The sequence below is a fragment of the Rhizobium oryzihabitans genome (assembly GCF_010669145.1).
Taxonomy (GTDB): Bacteria; Pseudomonadota; Alphaproteobacteria; order Rhizobiales; family Rhizobiaceae; genus Agrobacterium; species Agrobacterium oryzihabitans.
In genome coordinates, this window is the sequence record NZ_CP048632.1 from 1,473,978 (window position 1) to 1,494,513 (window position 20,536).

15 protein-coding genes and 1 pseudogene are annotated in these 20,536 nt (G+C 58.6%); 10 read left to right on the forward strand and 6 right to left on the reverse strand.

The window, feature by feature from the left end:
* The first annotated feature begins 95 nt into the window (after nt 1–95).
* The 6 genes from G3A56_RS07810 (at nt 96) to G3A56_RS28780 (ending at nt 6,838) form a co-directional block, all read left to right on the forward strand.
* Nucleotides 96–536 (forward strand): NUDIX hydrolase, encoded by a 441-nt coding sequence (locus G3A56_RS07810; RefSeq protein ID WP_035241653.1) that lies wholly within the window; start codon nt 96–98, stop codon nt 534–536.
* 161 nt (nt 537–697) lie between these two features.
* A complete protein-coding gene (locus tag G3A56_RS07815) occupies nt 698–2,203 on the forward strand; it encodes an inorganic phosphate transporter (RefSeq protein WP_082183775.1) in 1,506 nt (501 codons plus the stop codon).
* Between the two features lie 20 nt (nt 2,204–2,223).
* The gene (locus G3A56_RS07820) at nt 2,224–2,961 is read left to right on the forward strand and encodes a 16S rRNA (uracil(1498)-N(3))-methyltransferase (protein WP_164056237.1); all 738 of its coding nucleotides are present in this window, start codon (nt 2,224–2,226) and stop codon (nt 2,959–2,961) included.
* Nucleotides 2,962–3,134: 173 nt separating this feature from the next.
* Complete coding sequence (locus tag G3A56_RS07825; protein ID WP_003494015.1) at nt 3,135–4,508, forward strand: glutamate--cysteine ligase; 1,374 nt, start codon at nt 3,135–3,137, stop codon at nt 4,506–4,508.
* 494 nt (nt 4,509–5,002) lie between these two features.
* Nucleotides 5,003–5,824, forward strand: a complete 822-nt coding sequence (locus tag G3A56_RS07830; RefSeq protein WP_164056238.1) for a hypothetical protein — start codon at nt 5,003–5,005, stop codon at nt 5,822–5,824.
* A 597-nt stretch (nt 5,825–6,421) separates the two neighbouring features.
* Nucleotides 6,422–6,838, forward strand: coding sequence for a transglutaminase-like cysteine peptidase (locus tag G3A56_RS28780; RefSeq protein WP_246231227.1), 417 nt, complete (start codon nt 6,422–6,424; stop codon nt 6,836–6,838).
* A gap of 165 nt (nt 6,839–7,003) precedes the next feature.
* Here the strand turns inward: G3A56_RS28780 and G3A56_RS07840 are convergent, their stop codons facing one another.
* Nucleotides 7,004–7,297, reverse strand: a complete 294-nt coding sequence (locus G3A56_RS07840; RefSeq protein WP_035241650.1) for a YjiS-like domain-containing protein — start codon at nt 7,295–7,297, stop codon at nt 7,004–7,006.
* 203 nt (nt 7,298–7,500) lie between these two features.
* Here G3A56_RS07840 and G3A56_RS07845 point away from each other — a divergent pair, with 203 nt between their 5' ends.
* Entirely contained in the window at nt 7,501–8,451 is a 951-nt protein-coding gene (locus tag G3A56_RS07845; RefSeq protein ID WP_003494010.1) for a LysR substrate-binding domain-containing protein, read from the forward strand.
* A gap of 183 nt (nt 8,452–8,634) precedes the next feature.
* Here G3A56_RS07845 and G3A56_RS07850 read toward each other — a convergent pair whose 3' ends face one another.
* Nucleotides 8,635–11,073 (reverse strand): DUF1217 domain-containing protein, encoded by a 2,439-nt coding sequence (locus G3A56_RS07850; protein WP_082183772.1) that lies wholly within the window; start codon nt 11,071–11,073, stop codon nt 8,635–8,637.
* 367 nt (nt 11,074–11,440) lie between these two features.
* Between G3A56_RS07850 and G3A56_RS07855 the strand changes: the two genes are divergently transcribed.
* Nucleotides 11,441–12,007, forward strand: a complete 567-nt coding sequence (locus G3A56_RS07855) for a DUF6101 family protein (RefSeq protein WP_003494008.1) — start codon at nt 11,441–11,443, stop codon at nt 12,005–12,007.
* A gap of 78 nt (nt 12,008–12,085) precedes the next feature.
* On the opposite strand, the pseudogene ubiA reads toward G3A56_RS07855, so the two are convergent.
* From ubiA to G3A56_RS07875, 4 genes and pseudogenes are all read right to left on the reverse strand, one after another.
* Nucleotides 12,086–13,038, reverse strand: a pseudogene (gene ubiA / locus G3A56_RS07860) (4-hydroxybenzoate octaprenyltransferase).
* A gap of 268 nt (nt 13,039–13,306) precedes the next feature.
* Nucleotides 13,307–14,107, reverse strand: a complete 801-nt coding sequence (locus G3A56_RS07865) for a MipA/OmpV family protein (protein ID WP_082184596.1) — start codon at nt 14,105–14,107, stop codon at nt 13,307–13,309.
* A 303-nt stretch (nt 14,108–14,410) separates the two neighbouring features.
* Nucleotides 14,411–15,667: a cyclopropane fatty acid synthase gene (locus G3A56_RS07870; RefSeq protein WP_003494005.1), complete on the reverse strand. Its 1,257-nt coding sequence runs from the start codon at nt 15,665–15,667 to the stop codon at nt 14,411–14,413.
* 168 nt (nt 15,668–15,835) lie between these two features.
* Complete coding sequence (locus G3A56_RS07875; RefSeq protein WP_082183769.1) at nt 15,836–18,160, reverse strand: Tex family protein; 2,325 nt, start codon at nt 18,158–18,160, stop codon at nt 15,836–15,838.
* 201 nt (nt 18,161–18,361) lie between these two features.
* On the opposite strand from G3A56_RS07875, the gene purD reads away from it, so the two are divergent.
* Both purD and G3A56_RS07885 read left to right on the forward strand, forming a co-directional pair.
* Complete coding sequence (purD, locus tag G3A56_RS07880; RefSeq protein WP_082183768.1) at nt 18,362–19,633, forward strand: phosphoribosylamine--glycine ligase; 1,272 nt, start codon at nt 18,362–18,364, stop codon at nt 19,631–19,633.
* Nucleotides 19,634–19,792: 159 nt separating this feature from the next.
* A complete protein-coding gene (locus G3A56_RS07885; RefSeq protein WP_082183766.1) occupies nt 19,793–20,305 on the forward strand; it encodes a plant virulence effector HPE1-like domain-containing protein in 513 nt (170 codons plus the stop codon).
* Nucleotides 20,306–20,536: the final 231 nt, after the last annotated feature.

Here is a 20,536-nt window from a genome sequence, read left to right on the forward strand (position 1 = left end):
ATGCGGGATATCTATATTAGCAACTATGACCGACGAAAAATAAGGACTTATTCGGATTGAAGATTTTGAATCGATTGGCGACAGATGTTGGCTTGATGTTGCGCAGACCGCCGCGACAGCAATATGCGGCGCTGTGCTATCGATTGTCCAAAAAAAATCCGGAACCTGAAGTTCTGCTGCTCACCAGCCGGGATACGGGCCGGTGGGTCATTCCGAAAGGCTGGCCGATGGGCGGCAAGAAGGCCCATGCGGTTGCCGAGCAGGAAGCCTATGAGGAAGCCGGTGTCAAAGGCACGGTCGAGAAAGCGCCCTTCGGTTTTTATGAATATGAGAAAAAGCTGAACAGCGGCATCAATGTTCTGTGCAGGGTTCAGGTGCATCTGCTCGAAGTATCGGAGCTTCAGGACAGCTTTCCTGAGAAAGACTCCCGGCGTCTGGAATGGGTCAGCCCGCAGGAGGCGGCCAAACGGGTCAATGAGCCGGAACTGAAAGCTCTGATGCTCACTTTCGACAAGCGAATGGCGCTTTCGAAATAGCGCGCCCGCGCGAATAGTGGCAATTTGCAGTTTGTTTTTCCAACATGGCTTTTACCGTCTTTCATTTTGGAAAGATGTGCGAGATGTAACAGTCTTTCTGTAAATTGCCTTCAGCCCGCGAGACTGCCGGACGAAAAGGAATGCTGGCAAACGAGGTCTGAATGGCAATGAAGCCGCCACCCAATATGAAGCCCACGCTCGACAAGGATCTCGACAAGATCACCCGTGTCGAGGAGGCGACGCTGCACGTCACGCAGCAGCTTGCCGGCCTTGGCGCGGGGTTCATGTTCGTTGTCCTGGCGGCCATATTTGCCGGCGTCTTCGTCACCGGCACCTCGGGCGCCGTCATCATCATCGCGGCCGTCGCCATCGGCGCCTATATGGCGATCAACATTGGCGCGAATGACGTGACGAATAACGTCGGCCCGGCGGTCGGCGCCAAGGCGATGCCGCTTGCGGCGGCGCTCATCATTGCCGCCATCTGCGAGATTGCGGGTGCCTTGATCACCGGCGGCAATGTCGTCGAGACCATTTCCAGCGGCATCATCAATATCCAGACCATCCCGGACCGGACCGTGTTTTCCTGGGCGATGTTGTCGGCGCTTCTTGCCGCCGGCCTCCTCGTCAATATCTCGACCTGGACGAAAGCGCCGATTTCCACCACCCACACGGTGGTCGGTGGCGTTGCTGGCGCGGGCATGGCAGCCTATGGCATCGGGGCGGTCGACTGGCTGTCGCTCGGCAGTATCGCTTTCGCGTGGGTTCTGGCGCCTTTCATCAGTGCCGCCATCGCCATCGTCATCCTTGCCTTCATCAAGGAATTCATCATCTACCGCGAAGACAAGATTGAATCCGCGCGGCTTTGGGTGCCTGTCCTCATCGGCTTGATGGCCGGGGTTTTCGCCGCCTATCTCATCTGGGTCGGGTTGCGGCAGCTCATGCATGTGTCGCTTGGCCATGCCAGCGTCATAGGCCTCGTGACCGGGCTCATCGCCTGGCGGCTCTGCGTGCCGATCATCCGCAAACAATCGGAAGGATTGGAGAACCGCAACCAGTCGCTTCGCATCCTGTTCCAGTGGCCGCTCGTTCTTGCTGCCGGATTGATGTCCTTCGCACACGGGGCAAATGACGTTTCGAACGCCATCGGCCCGGTGGTGGCGATTGTTCGGGCATTGCATGACGAGGCGGTGCAGACCTCCGCCCGCGCACCTCTATGGGTGATGCTGGTCGGTGCTTTCGGGCTTTCCTGCGGTATTCTGCTTTATGGCCCGCGCCTCATTCGCCTCGTGGGTGAGCAGATCACAAAGCTCAACCCCATGCGGGCGTTTTGCGTTTCCGTGGCGACAGCGCTTACCGTTCTTGTGGCCTCGCGCTTCGGCCTGCCGGTCAGCACCACCCATACGGCGATCGGCGCGGTGTTCGGCGTCGGCTTCTTCCGTGAATGGTACACGCAGGCATCGCGACGGCGGCAGGAACTCGTGCAGGCGGGTGACGGCGCAATCCGCCGGGCTGACAGGTATGCGGAGAACCCCTCCGAGGTGCGCCGCCGTTATCTCGTCCGGCGCTCCCACTTCATGACAATCATCGCCGCCTGGCTGGTAACCGTTCCCGCGAGTGCTACGCTTGCGGCGCTGCTCTATTGGCTGATGTCCTTCCTCTTTCTCTGACGCTGAAACCGAAAAGTCCCATGCGCGCAAATTTCCGGATGCAACGCCTGTTCGTCGAAACCCCGCTTGAAGCGGGGGTGACACAGGAAGCGACGACCGAACAGTTCAACTATCTCGCCAATGTGCTGCGCATGAGCGACGGCGCGGAAATCCTGCTGTTCAACGGCCGAGACGGCGAATGGAAGGCCAGGCTCTCCTTCCCGAGCCGCAAGAAGATCACCCTCATTCCCGTAGAGCAGACGCGGCCGCAACCGCCGGCAGCGGATCTGCACTATCTGTTTGCGCCACTGAAAGTCGGGCGGATGGATTATCTGGTGCAGAAAGCGGTCGAGATGGGCGCCGGTCTCTTGCAGCCGGTGATGACGCAGCATGTGCAGGGCAAGATCCACAATACCGAAAAGCTGCGCGCCAACGCCATCGAGGCCGCCGAGCAATGCGGCATCCTTTCCCTGCCCGATGTCGCCGAGCCGGTGAAACTGAAGGATATGCTCGAGACCTGGCCCCATGACCGGCGTATCATCTATTGCGACGAGGGCGATGCGGGGCAAAATCCGCTGCCCGTTCTGCAATCCGTCAGGGAATGCAAGCTCGCCCTGCTGGTCGGTCCGGAAGGCGGGTTTTCCGAAGAGGAAAGGGAGCTCCTGCGCAGCCTCGCCTTCGTCACCCCCATCCCGCTCGGCCCGCGTATTCTGAGGGCCGACACGGCCGCCGTTGCGGCACTTGCGGTCATTCAGGCATCAATCGGCGACTGGAACTGACCTCTTTGGCGCATGTCTTTATCGCAAAACCGCTGCACAGTTTTGCGCTACATGCGCTGGACCATTGCGCTTCATGCATCTTTAAAAGAAATTCATTTGCCTCCGGATGCGATCCGGCTCTATCTGCCAAACATATGCCTCGCCGCAACAGAGACGTCATAACAAGGTAAGCCATGGCACGCGACACGACCGACCAGACCCCCCTCTCCTCCGTCACGGAGCTTACAGATTATCTGGCGGGCGGTTGCAAAGCTGAAACCGATTTCCGCATCGGCACCGAACACGAAAAATTCGCGTTTTTCCGAGATGGCAACCGGCCGGTTCCCTATTTTGGCGAAGCCAGCATTTCCGCCCTTCTGAAGGGCATGCAGGAAAAGCTCGGCTGGGAACCGATCATGGACGGCGAAAACATCATCGGGCTTGGTGAGCAGCACGGCATGGGCGCCATCTCCATCGAGCCCGGCGGCCAATTCGAACTATCAGGCGCGCCGCTTGAGAACCTGCATCAGACCTGCAAGGAATCCAACCAGCATCTGGCGACGCTGCGCGAAGTGGCGGAGCCGATGGGCATCCGTTTTCTCGGCATCGGCGGAAGCCCGCTGTGGAGCTATGACGAAACGCCGCATATGCCGAAATCGCGCTATGCGATCATGACACGTTATATGCCGAAGGTTGGGACCAAGGGTCTCGACATGATGTACCGCACCTGTACGATCCAGGTTAATCTCGACTTCTCCTCGGAAGCGGATATGCGCCAGAAGATGCGCGTTTCCATGAAGCTGCAGTCGCTGGCAACCGCGCTGTTCGCCTCCTCGCCCTTTACCGAGGGAAAGCCGAACGGCCTTCTGTCCTGGCGCGGCGATATCTGGCGCGACACCGACAATAACCGCTCCGGCGTGCTTCCCTTCACATTCAATGATGATTTCGGCTTCAAGGACTACGTCGAATGGGCGCTTGATGTGCCGATGTATTTCATCGTGCGCGACGGCAAATATCATGATTGTACGCATGTCACCTTCCGCCAGTTCATGAACGGCGCGCTGAAGGGCGAAATCGCCGCATGGGAACCGACCATGGGCGACTGGACGAACCATCTCTCCACATTGTTTCCGGATGTGCGCCTCAAGCGTTTTCTTGAAATGCGCGGTGCGGATGGCGGTCCGTGGCGGCGCATCTGCGCCCTGCCCGCCTTCTGGGTCGGCCTTCTTTATGATCAGGAAGCGCTTGATGCGGCCGATGCATTGACGGCCGGCTGGAGTTTCGACGAGGTGATCGCGCTCCGCGATGCCGTGCCGGCCAGGGGGCTCGGCGCTGAGATTGCCGGCAAGCCGCTTCTCGGCCTTGCCCGCGAGGTGCTCGACATTTCCCGCACCGGTCTCAAAAACCGCAACCGGCTGAATGGCGACGGCCAGGACGAGACAGTGTTCCTGTCATCGCTGGACGAGGTGCTTGCCAAGAAGACAACGCTCGCCGACGACCTGCTGTCGCTCTATAACGGCCGCTGGGGTGGATCGGTGCTGCCGGTGTTCGAGGAATATCAGTACTAGGGCCGAGCCCCCAGCGCCCACCAGGGTGTAAACGCTGCGATTTGACATTGCCGCGACAGCGGTCCCGGCTTGTCATCTCGGCTGGCAACACCTGCCACTCCGTGAGGCGGCCGGCATAGCTTCAATGATATTTCTACGTTTGCGTCCCGGGATCGCAGGGGGATGAGCGCTTGCGTGATGGATTGTTTGGGAATGACCCGCAATATCACAGGGCCCGTGAGAAAGGTGTGCAGGGCTGATTGGTCTGAAGCAGATGTACGGGGACTTCCATTCCTCACCATCCAGTGCGATTTTGCCGCCATCGTCAAAGCCATCCTCGCTCGACGGACTGAATGTCATTTATAATCAAAAGGGTTGGTTAAGTTTCGCCTCCTCGGCCCCTGAGGAAAACACCGGCCATAAAATATGAAAACTGGCGGCCTTCCGACCGCCAGTGTGTGATTGGGTCTCGGCAATCAGACCTGCTAATTACCGTTATTATTTTCGTGATTGTGATGGCCATCGTGGTCGCCACCGCCGTCATGATCGCCACCGCGGCCATGGTCGCCACCGCCGTCGTGATCGCCACCTCGGCCATGGTCGCCACCGCCGTCGTGATCGCCACCGCGACCATGGTCGCCACCGCCATCATGATCGCCACCACCGCCATGGTTACCACCACCGCCGTGGTCACCACCACCGCCATGGTCACCACCACCGCCGTGGTCGCCGCCACCGCCGTGGTCACCACCACCGCCATGGTCACCGCCACCGCCATGGTCACCGCCACCGCCATGGTCACCACCACCGCCATGGTCGCCGCCACCGCCATGGTCACCACCACCGCCATGATCGCCACCGCCGCCGTGGTCACCGCCACCGCCGTGGTCACCACCACCGCCATGGTGACCGCCGCCACCGTGGTCGCCTCCGCCGCCATGGTCACCGCCACCGCCATGGTGACCGCCGCCACCGTGGTCGCCACCGCCACCGTGGTCACCGCCGCCACCGCCGGGGTTGTTACCTCCGCCGCCACCGCCGGGATCACTCGGTCCGTTGCTGCTGCCAGGATTAGACGGCCCGCTGCCTGGATTGCTCGCTCCTACAACATTGTTGTCGCCGTGGTCGTTTTCATCGACGCCGGGAATGGAAGCAGTCGCCCTACAGAGCGCAGCCTCAAGAGTTCCGGGCCTTACGAATTCACATCGCTGCAAACGCGTCTGCGCGGTTCCCAGTGTCGTACTGGACAGCAAGATTGCAATACACGAGAACACAGTTGTTACCTTACTGCGCATGGGTTTTCCTCCCTTATCGGCAGTTATAACTGCATTCTCTAATTTATATTAATGCAACCACATTCGCAACATACTGAAATATACTAACTATTTTGCATTAGTACTTCAGATGTAATCAATTCAAGCTATAAGAAAAATCACATTTATCGAAAGTACTATTACACTTAAGATTTTCTAAGCTTGAAAGTATTATTTTTTAGATCGCCGAGTTCATCTCCAGCTGCCCCCAAATATTTTGCTGGCTAAGCGTTCTTTTCCGATTTGGCACACATCCCAACAGGCGATGTTAATTTTTTTTTGAAATTTTGGGCTAATCATGCAATGAGGTGAGCTTTAGCGCGTTTTGGATGTGTTTTTTTAGTTCGAGCATGGCGTGGGATCTGGTGATCTTCAGTCAATGTTTAACTTCTGTGAGATCGGGCGGCATGAAGCCAGCATCACGATCATCAGCTACCTCGAAGGAACTGATATAATCATGAAGATTTATGTTCTTGCATTCGCTCTGCTGGGCGCGATGACGCTTGGCACAAAGGTTTCTGCCAGCGAACTTTCTGCCACTCGCTCAATTGCCGCGCCGGTCGGCTTTTCCTCCGCCTGTCAGCGTTACAGCTGGCTATGTTCCTCCAAGGGGGCGCGAAAATGGGTGATGATCAGACGCGCGAACTGCTTTCTGAGGTCAACCGCAAGGTCAACAGCTCCATCAGGCCAGTGGAAGATACCGTCGTTTATGGTCGCAGCAACTACTGGGCCTTGCCGAAAGACGGGCGCGGCGATTGCGAGGATTATGCCATCGCGAAGACCAAGGCTTTGCTGGACGCCGGTCTGCCCTCCAATAAAATGTCCATTTCCGTCGTGCTGGATCGCAGCGGCAACAATCACGCCGTGCTGCTGGTTCGCCTGTCTGACGGGGAGTATGTTCTCGATAATCTGAGTGGCTCGATCAAGCCGTGGGACCGCACCGGTTATACTTTTCTTGCACGCCAGAAATACGCCAACAAATCCGCTTGGGAAGTCGTTCTGGCCGGTCCCCGCGCCGGACAGTTCAGAGAAATGTGAGCCACGGTGGCCACCCAGGCTACACGCAGGTAAAAAAAGCCCGATGCGGCCGAGGGGCCGGACACCGGGCAAAGGCAGGGCTATTGGCAAATCACCCTGCGGGGAAAACCTGTCCGTCAGAAACAATTCCGGCAGCTGGAGGTCTGCTGGAATTGTGTAGACGGTCTAGAGCGTCTCGAACCGCTTGACGGCACGAAGCCGTGCGGCGCGGCTCAGATGGGTGGTCGGATCCTCGAGCAGGCCGGTATTGAGCGCGCTCGTCACATCCGATCGCGCCAGCCCGACATCGGCGAGCAGGCGGTCGTCGAGCTCCATGAGATCATTGGCGACGATACGATTGTAAATGCGCTGCACAAACGTTTTGACGGTGGAAGCAACGACAATGACCACGCGGCGCAGGGTATCGCCCTGCCGGCCGGTTGCAAGTTCCAGTTCCATTCTCCGTTCTGCCGTGCGCATGACACATATCCTTTCGTAACGGCACGATGCGGCACCGCCCCGGCGCACCATGCGCTAGAAGCTGCCTTGGGTTGGGGGCCTGACGCGATGTCCGCCCCGGGGTTGAGATTGATTTGCTGGATGTCAAAATGTCGCAAGACTATTGATCAGTCCAACGAATGTTTCTAATGTAAGACATCAATCATTCTGATGGATGACCATCCATGTCCGCACCTCTCGACATAGACCAGCTGCACACCTTCATCGCCATCGTCGATACGGGTAGTTTTACCAAGGCCGCAGACCGCGTTTTCAAGACGCAATCCGCCGTTTCCATGCAGATGCGGCGGCTTGAAGAGCGCATCGGCAAACAGCTTTTCGCCAAGGACGGACGTGGCAACCGCCTGACGGCGGAGGGCGAAAAACTGATGAATTACGCCCGCCGCATCATTCGCCTCAACAACGAGGCGATCGCCGCCTTTGACGACAACAGGCTCGAGGGCACGTTGCGCATCGGCACGCCTGACGACTATGCCGACCGTTACATGCCGGAGATCATCGGGCGTTTTGCCAAAACCCACCCAAATGTCGAGCTGTACATCGTCTGCGAACCATCGGTGGGGCTTGCCGAAAAAATGGCGCGCGGCGAACTGGATATCGCGCTCGTCACCCATAATCCCCGCGCCCGCTCCTCGGATGTCGTGCGCACAGAGCCGCTCTGCTGGGTCGCCTCCGCCAACCATCCGCTGAAGGACGATGCGCCCGTGCCGTTGGCGGTCGGGCGACGCGATTGTCACTGGCGCCAGCTTGCCTGCTCGGCGCTTGATGCCGACGGCCGGGATTATCAGGTTCTGTTCACAAGCTGGTCTTCCACCGTGGTCGCCGCCGCCGTGCTGGCGGGCATGGCTGTCTCCGTACTGCCGGAATCGGCGCTGCGCACCGGCATGAAGGTTCTGACCGCCGCGGACGGATTCCCGCCCCTGCCGCCGGTGCAGATCGGTCTGATGAAACGGCCCGGCCTGTCGCCCTCGCTGGTGAACGCCATCACCGACCACATCACCGCCTGCCTCGACAATATCTCACCGATGAGCGTGACCGACGAGCTGGACAATGATGTGAAGACCTACCCGAAGATGCCACGCCTGCGCGCCGGGCATATGCTGCCGGGCTGGTAGGCGGATGCGTTAGCCGGAGCAGGTTTCGGCTAATGACTAAAGATACACCAAACTCGGCGTCATCCTCGGGCTTGACCCGAGGATCCATTCTCTCCACGGCTTGTGGATCCTCGGGCCTAGCCCGAGGATGACGGCATGGAAACCTCAGCGATTTATATCGCGGAACATCCCCGGTTTCCCCGCCTACCGCGCGCGCAGTGACGCAACCGCCAGCAGCGTGTCGCCGCTGATGCCGACCGACCCGCTGCCATTGAACAGCATCATGATCGGATCGGTGGTGTTCTGGGAGTTATCATACATGATGGTGAAACGGGCGATCAGCTTCTTGACCTTTTCCGGGTCCTGAAAATCCTGGATGTCGAAATATTTTTTCATCATCGTCACCTGCGTATCAACTCCTGCATTGCCGAGCTCGTCAGGAATACCGAAAGTGGTCTTGATGAAATTCTGGATCGCCGTGTCGGCCAGAATGGAATAATAGGACGTCGTCCCCGCTGCCATCCGCTGGAAATAAAGCGCCAGACGCACACCGGCATTTTCTTCGCCCGCCTGCGTTTCCAGCGTCTGGGTCAGATAGTTGTCCAGCGTCTCGTAAAGGCCGCGCCGCGTCTGGATCAGGCTGCGATCCTCATGAAGAATATTGCCGTCTGTATTGAAATTGAAGGCGGTGACGAGACGGCGGAAAACCGGGTCCATCTCCTTGTTGACGTAGCTCTGACTGTCGTCGAGATTCGAGGTGAAAATCTTCTCCAGCTGCTCCTTCGTCACGCTTTTTGGATCGATCCCGAGTGATTCCATCGCGAACTTCGTCAGGCGGTCATTGGCCAGAAACTCCTTGAGCGTCTTGATCTTCTGCATCTCGTCCGTGAAATATTCCGCTTCTTTCTTGGCCGTTTCTTTGTCTTTTTCCGTGCCGAAAGCCGATTTTTTCTTGATGTAGTCGGCCGACATGGTTTGCAGTTCGATTTCCGACTGCGCCAGAACTGGCGTGCCTACCGTACCGTCGGAGGCGAAATTGAAAAGCTCCGCCAGCTTGACGTAACGCTCGTCTTTCAGCGTATAGACGAAGCTCTTCTTATCCTGCAGGTCGCTGGTGAGGACCTTGCGGATATCTGCAGGGTTCACCTTTGCCGGATCGAGACCAACCGCCTTCAGCGCATAGGTGTAGACCGCGCTGCTTTCGAGGAAATCCTTGACGGAAGTGACACTTCTTATGTCGCTCTTGAACAGCGTGAGCGCCTTTTCGTCGGCAGCATCGTCCTTGTCGTTGTAATGGGTCATGTAACCGCTGGTGGTGGCTGCGGTCTGTGTCGTCGTCTGCGGCGCCGTACCGGCCGCAAGCGTTCCATCTGTCTGGAAGTTGAACGCATTTCGCATGGCGATATAGCGTGCGTCGTTCTTGCCGAAGGTCGCTATGTAGTTGTTCGGATCGCTCAAATCACTCATCAGGATGTTCTCGATCGTCGCCTTCACAATTGTCACATCGTTCAGGTCGAAGGCAACCTTGATATAGTTGAGAAGCCGCGTATCAGAGGTCAGTTCCGATACAGTCTTGATCGAGCCGATCTTCGATTCGAAATAATCCCTGTTCAGGGTGGCGACGGTCGGCGTGACGCGCGGCGCGCTGCTGATATAGGCATCCGTCATTATCTTGACATTCTCGGCCTTCTGGGCGCCGCCGGCCTCCACTGTGCCGTCGTTCTTGAATTCGAAGGCGGCGGCAATGTATGACATGGTATTATATTGCGTGACGGTATTCGACAGCTTCGTCTGCTCCGCCTTGATCGCGGCGAGCTTTGTTTCCCACTCGGCCTTTGGCGGCAGCACGGCTTCAAGCTGTGTCAACTGATCCTGCCGGGTGACCTTTTCCGCCTCGAGTTTTGTGCGCTCCTCGTCGCTCAAACCAGTCCCGGCAAGCGCGGTGTCAATCGCCGTAATCCGGCTAGTAACCTGGGCATGCATTTCGATATTGCCCTTCATCGCCAGTTTTTCGACGGCATCATTATAGGCAGCGCCGTATTTCTGGTTGATGTAGCTATCGGGATCGGAAACATCACTCGTCATCAGACCCTTGATATGGGCGTAAGAATAGGTCTTCTCATCGACGCCGAAGACCTGAAAAATATAGGCGCGGGTTCTGTCGTTGCGCAGCAGCTGGTCCACATTGGTCACCGTGCCGATGATCGCCTTGTAATAGCGCGTCTCTTCCGCAAGGCTGTCATTCATGTCGGTGATCGACGTGCCGTAGAGCCCGATCATCTTGTCGAGCTGGGCTTCCGTCTGCACTGTCTTCGTCGACGAGGTGAAATTGAAGGCGGCGGCGAACTCGCGATAACGCTCGTCGGTCAGCTTGTTGGCGAAGCTGTTCTGGTCGTTCAGGTCGCTATCCAGCACCTTTTTCATGAAGGCCTTGGCATAGGTCATCTCGCCGAGACCGAAGGCATCCATGGCGTAGGAATAGAGCTGGTAGTTATTGAGGAACTCGTCGACGCTTTTCACATCGCCGATGTTCTCCTTGTAATATTTCGTCTGCCGCTCGATCATTCCCTGCTGCGACACGCGCGAAATGCTTGCCTTCATATCACGGTTGATGAGGTCGTAGCTGAGATAAGTCGATACCATCCGAATGCCCCCTGGAGCGCCGCGCATCCCCTGGGATACCGAAAGCTCCGGTTTTAAATCCATACATCGCGCCTCCATCCGGAGGCACGGCAAGCCTTGGCGGGACTATGCATGAAGCGCCTTGCCCGGAGCTTGAAAGAGCACAATTTCGGCCGCGATAAAAATCGCATTGTCCCAATCTGCTTTACCTAAGCGAAACCATGCCACAGTGGGTTTTGCTAACCATTTGGGAATGCAAAGTTTTCTTAACCGCGATTTTTAAGCTGTCTCGAAGATACGGCGGATATTCTCCCTGACATCAGAGGACGAAAAGTCCCGATGAGAAGACCGGAAACCGGCTCTCAGGTAAAACAAGGGTAGAATAAACATGACCAAGACCGTTCTGAAGCCCGACTGGGCCGTCGCCACACTCAGACTCGACCCGGCACGTTTTCCGCAACAGGTCACCTACGGCAAAGGCAACGGCGCGACCGACATCGCCGTGACGCTCGACGAACGGGGCGCCGTTCTGCGAAAGGTCCTTTCCTCTTCCGGCCTGCCTTTGTCCTTCGCTTTGCCAGCCCGTGCCTTCAAGGGCGTTGCCGCCCGCGCCATCGACCATGGCGACGGACAGGTAACGGTGACGCTGGAGCTGCACCACGACGATCCGGATCTGTGCGTTCCGCTTCTGGTCGCCCACGATCTCTGCGACATCGCCGCCGACTGGCGCAGCTGGTCCGAAGCCTACCGCATTCCCATGCTGATGGTGGAAGCCGATGGCGTTGCCCGCCCGCTGGAAGAACATCTCGGCAAGGTGCGCACGAAGAATAGCCGCCCGCGCCGCCGCCATTCCTATTTCGCGGATCGCCGCCCGCGCTTCCTCGTTCGCCGCTCCACCGGTTCTCTCGGCATGAGCATGAAGATCGAGGGCAAGGAAATCATCGCCCGCAGCTGATAATCTTCAGCAGAAACAAACAAAAGCCCGGCGCGCACCATGCGGCCGGGCTTTTTTGTATCCTGCGTTGCCGCAGCCTCACGCCAAGAGAAGCGGCAGAATGAGGCCCGCGAAAATCAGCACGCCGACACGGTTGTTGGATTTGAACAGCACGAGGCATTGCGCCACGTCATCGATATCGAGCACCCATACCTGCCGGAACAGCATGATGGCGGCAGCAGCAAGGCCGCTATAGGCGATGACGTTAACACCCGCCCCCAGAAGGACAGGGCGATCATGACAAGGGCTGTGCCATAAAGAAAAACCAGCCAGCGATGTGTATTCTCTCCAAACAGCAATGCGGTCGAACCGATGCCGACCGCAGTGTCGTCTTCCTTGTCCTGATGGGCGTAGATTGTATCATAACCGATCGTCCAGGCGATGGAGCCGACATAAAGCAGGACAGCCGGCCAGGCGATCGATCCGAACTGCCCGGCCCAACCCATCAGCGCGCCCCAGGAAAAGGCAAGGCCGAGGAAAAATTGCGGCCAGTTGGTGAAGCGCTTGGCGAAAGGATAAATCGCCACGAAGATCAGCGAGAATATGCCTGTCGCAATCGCGAAACCGTTGAACTGCAGAAGCACCACCAGACCGGCAAGCGCCTGCAGCACGATGAAGACCTTGGCCTGCAACCGGGTCACGCGGCCGGACGGCAGGGGACGGGAACGGGTGCGCGCCACGGCCATGTCGATCTTGTGGTCGGCGAGATCATTATAGGTGCAGCCCGCGCCGCGCATCGCGACCGATCCGATGAAAAACAGCGCCAGGTGCCAGATGAGCGTACCCCAGGAAAATCCGCCACTCGCCACTGCGGCGTTGGCAGCAAGGGCTGCGGACCAGAAACAGGGCCACATCAGCAATTGCCAGCCAATGGGGCGATCCCACCGGGCCAGCTGCGCATAGGGCCAGAGGGGCCTCGGCAAAATCCGATAGACCCAGTTATTGGATGGCGCGTCCGAAACGCGGTCTGACAAATCGCTGTGGTGAACCATGCGGATGTTCTACAACATCGGCGGGCAAATCGGAACGGTTTTCAAAGTGCAAAGATGTGCGGTTTTTGGCGGATTGCAACACGCCACCGGCAAAGCGCCTTACCTCTCCACCGTCACCCTCGGGCTTGACCCGAGGATCCACAACCCTTTGAAATCAATGGATCCTCGGGTCAAGCCCGAGGATGACGTCGGACGCGGATTAGCTGAAACATCAAGGCCCGCAACGGTTTCCTGCGGGCCGTCAATCTCAGACATTCGGTTTATTGTCTCAGGGCAGCGAGAAATTGAATTTGTAGCTTGCCTGAACGCCGATGATGAACTGGTTCTTCGAACCACGCTCGCGCACCAGCGAGCTGTCGGCGGCATCACCGGTGAGACGGCGATATTCCGCAAACGAGCCGACTTCGGCGTTCTCCGTGACTTTCCAGGTGATGGCTGCGCCGACACCGGCGGAATGCAGGCCGCCGCCGGGGCTATAGGGCGATGGTGCGCCGGCGGCCGTCTGTGCGGCGCTTACGCCGTAATAACGCTCGTTATATTTGCTGCTTACCCATGTGGCACGCGGGCCGGCGGAAATCTGGATGCCGGGGGCGATATCGGTGAAGGCATCAACGGCGACATCGCCGACCACGCCGCTATGGCTGCGGATGCCCTGACGGACTTCACCGCGAACGCGCAGCCAGTCGGTCGGATAGGCCTCGGCGAAACCGCCAAGTTCGCCGCCGCGCTTGATGCGGGTCATGCCCTTAAGATCGGAGGAATCACCGTCATCACGCGCGGATACCAGCTTGCCGGCCAGACCCATGCTGATCGGACCATTGTCCAGAAGCGAGATCGAGGCGCTGTCATTGCGCGAGGTGAAACGCGCGCCCTGTCCCTGACGGCCAAGGGAGATGATGGGTGAAAAGCCGAATTCATTCTTGTTGTCGCCCTGATATTTCGGCGCGGTGAAGCCGGCACCGCCGAGCTTCAGATACCAGTCGCCGGAAAACCAGCCCTCGGCATGGGCATTGCCGACGGCAAAAAGCGATAAGACACAAGCGGCAACCGCCGCTGACGGCTTGAACATGAAAGAACCCCAGAAACGCAATACAGACAGGTGCCCGTAGAATTAGAGGGATTGTCTTTCCATTCCATTAACCAGCGTGAGAAGAAATGCGGCGACAACGTCCATCTTCACTCCGGCGCTGAGACACTGCCGTCCAGTTTAAATCAGGATGTTAATCGGAGCGCGAAAACCTCTCGTTTCCGTCATTCCGGCCTTGAGCCGGAATCCAGCCGACGCGCGTCTGCGCGGCGAGAAGAGTCTTTTCAGCCCAATGACTTGGGCTGGCTGGATACCGGCTCAAGGCCGGTATGACGGAGGAATGCCTCAGAACGCCACCTTCTCCAGCGGCGGCCGTGTCTTTTCGAACTCCAGAAGCCTCTCCTCGTTGCGGGCGATGTAGTCGCGATTATGCGGAACGGCATCGCGGTCCTTGGCGAGCTGGATCTGGAAAATATGGAAGTTTTCGTGGGTAAAGGCCATTTCCGACCCCGCCAGATAGAACTCCCACATGCGGAAGAAACGCTCATCGTAAAGTGCGATCGCTTCGGCCTTGCGTGCCACGAAACGTTCACGCCAGTGCCTGAGCGTATGGGCATAGTGCATGGGCAGGATTTCGATATCCTTCACCAGCAGCCCGGACTTCTGGATCGCCGGCAGAACCTCGGCAAGCGAGGGTATATAGCCACCGGGGAAAATATATTTTTCGATGAAGGGATTGGTCGCCAGCGCCGGATAGGGCTGGCCGATGGAATGCAGCACCATCACGCCCCTGTCGTCCAGCACCTCCGCCACCTTGTCGAAATAATCGCGATAATGGGTCGGCCCCACATGTTCGAACATGCCAACCGAGACGATGCGGTCGAATTTCCTTGAGGCCGGCAGGTAACGGTAATCCTGCAATTCGAAACGGACATTGCCGGCAAGCCCGCGTTTTGCCGCCCGATCGCGGGAAACGCGCAACTGCTCTTCGCTAAGCGTGATGCCGGTCACATCGGCACCCGCACTTTCGGCGATATACATCGCCATGCCGCCCCAGCCGGAGCCGATCTCCAGCACGCTCTGGCCCGGCTCAGTCATCAGCTTGGCAGCGATGTGACGTTTCTTGGCGACCTGCGCTTCATAGAGGCTGATACCCGGCGGATTGAAATAGGCGCAGGAATATTGCCAGTCCTCATCGAGGAAGAGGTCGAACAGCTTGGCGCTCAAATCGTAGTGGTGGGCGACGTTGCTCTTGTTGTGATTGACCGGCAGATGCATCCTGATGCGGGCGGCGATGATGCGCGCCATGCCGCGCCAGATCATGCCAAAAGACAGCGCCTCGCTCAGCGTGTTGCTTTTGACGAGCGCCAGAAAGTCGTAGATATCGCCCTCGACGACCTTCATACGGCCTTCCATATAAATCTCGGCGAGTTTGAGTGCAGGATCGGCAGCGATCTCCTGCATGGCGGCTTCGTCGGTGAAATTCAGAACCACCTTTTTTCCCGTGCCGTCGCCAAATATGCGGCTACCACCCGGGCTGTTGACGGTGAGATCACCGACCTTGATTATCTTTTCGAGAAGAACATGCAGAGACGACGCCATGGCACCCCCAATTGCTAAGTCTCACTTATCAATTTTGCTGACCGTATTCCTTTCGGCACAAGTTTCAAGATAGTCTTATTTCAAAAAAATTGAACGATTTCATCAAGCAAAAAGCCCCACCGCGTGTCGCGATGAGGCTTTTTGGTAAAAAAACATTTCAACCCAGGGTCAGCGCCGCTTCATCGCTTCAGCCAGAGCAGCGGCAAGCGCACCACCTGTTTGCGACCCTTCGTTGCGATCTTTCGGTTTGGATGTCGCGTGCCGCATGGCGCCAGCATTGCCCTTCTCGCGCATTGACTGGGGCGCGGCCTCCCCGCCGTCCTTGCGCATGGTGAGGCCGATTCGCTTGCGCTTCACGTCCACCTCCACAACCCGCACCTTGACGACATCGCCCGCCTTGACCACCTCATGCGCATCTTTCACGAAACGGTCGGCCAGCTGCGACACATGCACAAGCCCGTCCTGATGCACGCCGATATCCACGAAAGCACCAAAGGCGGCGACGTTGGTGACTGTACCTTCCAGGAGCATGCCCGGTTTCAGATCGGTGATCTCGTCCACGCCATCGGCAAATGTCGCCGTCTTGAAGCTCGGGCGCGGGTCGCGGCCGGGCTTTTCCAGTTCGGCGATGATGTCCTTGACGGTCGGCAGACCGAACTGCTCGTCGATGAACCGTTTCGGGTCCAGCGCCTTCAGCGTGGCGCTGTCACCCATCAGCGTGCGCAGGTCGCGGCCGCAGGCGGCGACGATCTTTTTCGCCACGCCGTAGGCTTCCGGGTGGACCGAGGAAGAATCCAGCGGCTCCTTGCCGTTCGGGATGCGCAGGAAGCCCGCGCATTGCTCGAAGGTGCGCTGGCCGAGGCGCGGCACCTTCAGCAAATCCTTGCGGCTGGCAAAGGGGCCGGTCTGGTCACGATGCGCAACGATGGCATCGGCAATCGAGGTGCCGAGGCCGGAAACCCGCGCCAGCAGCGGCGAAGACGCCGTATTGAGATCAACGCCGACGGCATTCACCGCATCTTCAACGACCGCATCAAGCGAACGGCTGAGACGGCCCTGATCGACATCGTGCTGATATTGCCCGACGCCGATGGATTTCGGCTCGATCTTCACCAGTTCCGCCAGCGGGTCCTGAAGGCGACGGGCGATGGATACCGCCCCGCGCAGGGACACGTCGAGATTGGGGAACTCCGCTGCCGCCCGTTCCGACGCGGAATAGACCGATGCGCCAGCCTCCGAAACGATGACCTTGGTGGGCTTTGCGCCGGAAGCCGAAGCGGGCATCTGCGCCAGAAGGTCGGCGACCAGCTTTTCCGTCTCGCGGCTACCCGTGCCGTTGCCGATGGCGATGAGTTCGACATTGTGCTTGCGGATGAGCAAGGCGAGTTCCGCCTGCGCACCGCGCACATCGTTCCTCGGCTGGAAAGGATAAACGGTTGTGGTATCCAGGAGCTTGCCGGTGCCATCCACCACGGCCACCTTGACGCCGGTGCGGATGCCCGGATCGAGCCCCATGGTGGCGCGCGAACCGGCCGGTGCTGCCAGCAGCAGATCCTTGAGATTGCGGGCGAAAACATTGATCGCTTCTTCTTCCGCACGCTCGCGCAATTCGCGCATGAGATCGAGCGACAGCGACATGGAGAGCTTCACCCGCCAGGTCCAGCCCGCCACCTCTATCAGCCATTGATCGGCGGGGCCGGCATTGCGGATATCGAAGGCGGCGGCGATGGTGCGCTGTGCGGGCTTGACCGGCGAGGGATCATCCGCATCGACATCGATGGTCAATGTCAGCACTTCCTCGTTCCAGCCGCGCAGCATGGCCAGCGCCCGGTGGCCCGGCACCGTTGACCAGCGCTCGAAATGATCGAAATAGTCGGAGAATTTCTCACCCGCCGCCTGCTTGCCGTCCACCACCTTGGCGCGGAAGGTGGCGTTCTGGCGCATGTAATCGCGCAGGCGTCCGAGAAGATCGGCGTTTTCCGTCATCGTCTCGGCCACGATGTCGCGCGCACCTTCAAGCGCCGCCTTAACATCGGCGACTTCGCCCTTGACATAGGCTTCTGCAAGTTTTGCCGGATCGGCGGTGCGGTTTTCCCAGATGGCTTCGGCCAGCGGGCCGAGACCGCGCTCGCGGGCGATTTCCGCGCGAGTGCGGCGCTTCGGTTTATAGGGCAGATAGAGGTCTTCCAGCTCCGCCTTGGTGCCCGCCTGCATGATCTTGACCATCAGGGCGTCCGTCATCTTGCCCTGACCGTTGATGGTATCGACGATGGAGGCGCGGCGCGCATTGAGTTCGCGCAGATAAACGAGGCGTTCCGCCAGCGTTCGGAGCTGGGTGTCATCGAGGCCGCCGGTCACTTCCTTGCGGTAGCGGGCGATGAAGGGCACGGTCGCTCCCTCGTCCAGCAATGCCACTGCCGCCTTTACCTGATCGGCGCGGGCGTTGATTTCGGAGGCGATGAGCGTGGCGAGGCGGGCATTATCTGCGGTCATGAGGTTCTCTGATGTCACATCTGGAGCGGCGAACATAATGTCTGATTGTGGCGTGACAACAAGAGGCGACAACGATTCCACAGGAAAGGCTGCGTTCAAGGGAAAGACGGGCATTTACGGCGCTTTCTCCTTGACCTTTCGCCCCCCTGCCCTTAACGCCGCTCAAACAAGGTTACTGGCGAATTTGCAGGGATATTGACCATGAAAGTTCTGTTGATCGGTTCCGGCGGACGCGAACATGCGCTGGCGTGGAAAATCGCCCAGTCTCCCCTGCTTGAAGAATTTTACGCCGCTCCCGGCAATCCCGGCATCGCCGACCACGCGACACTCGTTTCGCTTGACGTGGAAGACCACGCCGCCGTCATCGCCTTTGCCAAGGAAAAGGCGATCGACTTCGTCATCATCGGACCGGAGGCGCCGCTGGTTGCGGGTCTGGCGGATGATCTGCGTGCAGCTGGTATCGCCACCTTCGGCCCTTCGAAGGCAGCCGCCCAGCTTGAGGGTTCCAAGGGGTTCACCAAGGATCTCTGCGCCCGCTACGATATTCCGACCGGCGCTTACCAGCGTTTCAAGGCGGCCGAGCCAGCCAGACAGTATGTCCATGAACAGGGTGCCCCAATCGTCATCAAGGCGGACGGTCTTGCCGCCGGCAAGGGCGTGACCGTTGCGATGACCGAGGCCGAAGCGCTTGCCGCCATCGACGACTGTTTCGACGGCGCTTTCGGCGCGGCCGGAGCGGAAGTGGTGGTGGAAGCCTTTCTCGATGGCGAGGAAGCCAGCTTCTTCTGCCTTTCGGATGGCAAAACGGCGTTGGCGCTCGCCACCGCGCAGGACCACAAGCGTGTGGGCGATGGAGACACCGGCCCGAACACCGGTGGCATGGGCGCCTATTCCCCCGCCCCTGTCATGACGCCGGCCATGGTGGAACGCACCATGAAGGAGATCATCGAACCGACGATTTCAGGCATGGCCAAGGACGGCAATCCCTTTTCCGGCGTGTTTTTCGCCGGCCTGATGATCACCGCGAAAGGCCCCGAGCTGATCGAATACAATGTGCGTTTCGGCGATCCGGAATGCCAGGTGCTGATGATGCGCCTGAAAAGCGATCTGCTGCCGATCCTCTATGCCACCGCCACCGGCACGCTGGACAAGGTGGAAGCGGAATGGCGCGACGATGCAGCGCTGACCGTTGTTCTCGCCTCGAAGGGTTATCCCGGCGCCTATGACAAGAACACACCGATTGCCCATATTCCCGATGCCAGCGAAGAGGCAAAGGTGTTCCATGCAGGGACGGCGCTGAAGGACGGCAAGCTGGTGGCGACGGGCGGACGCGTGCTGAACGTCACCGCCTTCGGGAAGAACGTGACCGAGGCGCAGGCGCGCGCCTACGCTCTCACCGACAAGGTGGAATGGGAAAACGGCTTCTGCCGGCGCGATATCGGCTGGCAGGCCGTGGCCCGTGAAAAGGCCTGAGGTCTGAAGCAGACAGAGTAGTCGGCGCGAATATTTCGTTCAATTTTTACCAAGTTTGCTGACCTGATGGAAAGGAAAGATTGGTAATACTTGCCCCAACATTGAATGGTGCATTGTACCTCTAACAAGAGGCAGCACTGTTATTTCGGGGGTTTTTCGATGCGTCGTCTTCTTCTCACAGCGATTGTGGCGCTGGCCAGCGGCTCGGCGATGGCGTCTTCCGTCGAATATATCAATGGCGTGCATGTCGCCAATGGCAGTTTCGTGCGTCTGGATTGCGGTGGCTGCCAGCCCCTGAAGGGCAAGACCGTGGCGCAGGGTTACGCCATTCCCTCCATCGAGCCCGGCACGCAGCATATGGAAATGCGCGAAGTCGATGGCAAGCGCGCGCTGGTGCGCACGGAAGCCTGGCTCGGCGGTGCTCCCGTCACCTTCGTCAGCACCAACCCCGCATGGATGCCTGGCGAGAGCCCGGACGCCGCAATCGCGACCTATGAGGATGCCGAACCCGCCCCGCATCCTGCCGAAACGGCATCGACACCCGCCGGCATCGACGTGACGACGACCACCGCGGCCGTCAAGGAAATTTCGGCAGATAGCGCGCAAGCACCTGCAAACGCGGCAGTCATTGCTGCACCCACATTCCCGGATTTCCAATTGCGCGGCAATTGACGGGCGGGCGGGAACGGCGCTTTTTCATGACAAATGTCAAATAATCGCGTCATCGCTGCATTCGTCACAATTCACGGCAACCATTCGGGGAATAATAAGTTCTTCGACCCCTATTCTGCCGGGCGAGCTGATAAAGCTCTGTCTAATTAAATATTTATTCAAATTTTTGGCCGCTAAGTGATTTCATAGTGCGATGCAGCACGACATCAGGCCTGTGGCGGACGCTCGCTT

What these genes read in the sequence shown, in the direction of transcription:
- G3A56_RS07810 (WP_035241653.1), top strand. Translation starts at nt 96, where the DNA reads ATGTTGCGCAGACCGCCGCGACAGCAATATGCGGCGCTGTGCTATCGA.
- G3A56_RS07815 (WP_082183775.1), top strand. Translation starts at nt 698, where the DNA reads ATGGCAATGAAGCCGCCACCCAATATGAAGCCCACGCTCGACAAGGAT.
- G3A56_RS07820 (WP_164056237.1), top strand. Translation starts at nt 2,224, where the DNA reads ATGCGCGCAAATTTCCGGATGCAACGCCTGTTCGTCGAAACCCCGCTT.
- G3A56_RS07825 (WP_003494015.1), top strand. Translation starts at nt 3,135, where the DNA reads ATGGCACGCGACACGACCGACCAGACCCCCCTCTCCTCCGTCACGGAG.
- G3A56_RS07830 (WP_164056238.1), top strand. Translation starts at nt 5,003, where the DNA reads ATGGCCATCGTGGTCGCCACCGCCGTCATGATCGCCACCGCGGCCATG.
- G3A56_RS28780 (WP_246231227.1), top strand. Translation starts at nt 6,422, where the DNA reads ATGGGTGATGATCAGACGCGCGAACTGCTTTCTGAGGTCAACCGCAAG.
- G3A56_RS07840 (WP_035241650.1), bottom strand. Translation starts at nt 7,297, where the DNA reads ATGCGCACGGCAGAACGGAGAATGGAACTGGAACTTGCAACCGGCCGG.
- G3A56_RS07845 (WP_003494010.1), top strand. Translation starts at nt 7,501, where the DNA reads ATGTCCGCACCTCTCGACATAGACCAGCTGCACACCTTCATCGCCATC.
- G3A56_RS07850 (WP_082183772.1), bottom strand. Translation starts at nt 11,073, where the DNA reads ATGGTATCGACTTATCTCAGCTACGACCTCATCAACCGTGATATGAAG.
- G3A56_RS07855 (WP_003494008.1), top strand. Translation starts at nt 11,441, where the DNA reads ATGACCAAGACCGTTCTGAAGCCCGACTGGGCCGTCGCCACACTCAGA.
- G3A56_RS07865 (WP_082184596.1), bottom strand. Translation starts at nt 14,107, where the DNA reads ATGTTCAAGCCGTCAGCGGCGGTTGCCGCTTGTGTCTTATCGCTTTTT.
- G3A56_RS07870 (WP_003494005.1), bottom strand. Translation starts at nt 15,667, where the DNA reads ATGGCGTCGTCTCTGCATGTTCTTCTCGAAAAGATAATCAAGGTCGGT.
- G3A56_RS07875 (WP_082183769.1), bottom strand. Translation starts at nt 18,160, where the DNA reads ATGACCGCAGATAATGCCCGCCTCGCCACGCTCATCGCCTCCGAAATC.
- purD (WP_082183768.1), top strand. Translation starts at nt 18,362, where the DNA reads ATGAAAGTTCTGTTGATCGGTTCCGGCGGACGCGAACATGCGCTGGCG.
- G3A56_RS07885 (WP_082183766.1), top strand. Translation starts at nt 19,793, where the DNA reads ATGCGTCGTCTTCTTCTCACAGCGATTGTGGCGCTGGCCAGCGGCTCG.